Annotated in this window: 2 protein-coding genes; both read right to left on the minus strand. The window is 61.7% G+C overall.

Features of this window, described 5'->3' with window-relative positions:
- The coding region (locus EN853_RS33000) for an ABC transporter permease (RefSeq protein WP_167508696.1) at positions 1 to 466 on the minus strand (466 nt) is incomplete at its 3' end.
- A gap of 150 nt (positions 467 to 616) precedes the next feature.
- Positions 617 to 1,403: ABC transporter substrate-binding protein (locus EN853_RS33005; protein ID WP_245517297.1), on the minus strand; the 787-nt coding region annotated here is incomplete at its 5' end.

Here is a 1,403-nt window from a genome sequence, read left to right on the forward strand (position 1 = left end):
GGGTGAACAAGCCGGCATCCCGCGGCCATGCGGCCGAAATCGGCAGCCAGCGCAGCCAGACCCCGAAAATCAGGATCAGGATGATGCCGGTGACGAATTCGGGCAGCACCGTCACCGACAGGCCGCCAAGGCTGATGATGCGGTCGAGCGGCCGGTCGAGATTGAGCGCCGCGATGACGCCGCCTAGGATGCCGATCGGCACCACCAGCACGAAGGCGACCGCCGCCAGTTTCATCGAATTGCCCAAGGCATCGATGACGAAGGGCGCCACCGGCGAGCGGAAAAGATAGGACGTGCCCATGTCGCCCTGGATGAAGTTCCAGATCCAGCTGCCATATTGGGTGAGCAGCGGACGGTCGACGCCGAGCGTGTGATTGAGCGTGTCGACGGCGCGCTGGTCGGCAAGCGGACCCAATATGGCCCGCCCGACATTGCCGGGCAGCACCTGGCCACCCAGGAACACCATGATGCTGAGCAGGAACAGCGTGACGAGCGACAGTGAGACTCGCCTAACGAGAAAGGAAAGAATAGCTAATACTCCTCGTGGAGCCAGCCCCCGCAAGGGAGCTGGCTGTTATAAGCTTGTGGGCCAGCCCCGCAACGGGCTGGCTGTGACTCATGCCTTCGATGCTTTGTCGAAGAACAGCTGCCCCATGCCAGTCTTCTTGATCCCGAACACGCCCTTCGCGGTCACCGTCAGGTCGTCGTAGAAGTATCCGAAGATAACAGGCGTTTCCTCAAGAAGCAGGTTCTGGATCTTGCCGGCCGTTGCCTTCTGCGCCTCCAGATCTAGGGCCGCGATATAGCTGGACACCAGCGTGTCGTAGTCCTTGCTCTTGAAATGCGCGGCGTTCCAGCTACCGTTGCTTGTCAGCGGAGCGGAAAGCAGGACGTTCGGCGCGCCGCGATGGCCGTAGTCGCAGATGCCCATCACCGAGTCCAGCCAAGGCGACTTGCCGAACACCGCATCGCCATAATAGGCGCCCAGGGGGAGCATGTTGAGTTGGAGCTCGATGCCGATCTCCTTAACCCAATTCTGGATCAGCTGCGCATAGTCGGGAAGCTCCACGAAGCGCGCGGTGGTCAGGGTCACTTTGAATCCTTTGCCGACGCCGGCCGCCTGCATTAACTGCTTGGCCTGGGCGAAGTCCTGCTTGCGCTGCGGCACGCTCGTGTCAGTCGAGGGGTAGACTGGAGCGAACGGGCTGTCGTTGCCTGGTGAAGCGCGGCCCTTAAACAGGCCGGCAACCAACTTGTCGCGATCAAGGCAGAGCGCCACGGCGCGACGCACGCGTGGATCCTTGAACGGATCGGAATCGCAGCGCATGTGGAACTGCGAGTGCGAGGCCGTCTTCACGCTGTCGATATTGACGTTCGGGTTGTTGAGTAGGCTAACGCCGGCC

Source organism: Mesorhizobium sp. M1C.F.Ca.ET.210.01.1.1, assembly GCF_004791585.1.
In the GTDB taxonomy this organism is placed as follows: domain Bacteria; phylum Pseudomonadota; class Alphaproteobacteria; order Rhizobiales; family Rhizobiaceae; genus Mesorhizobium.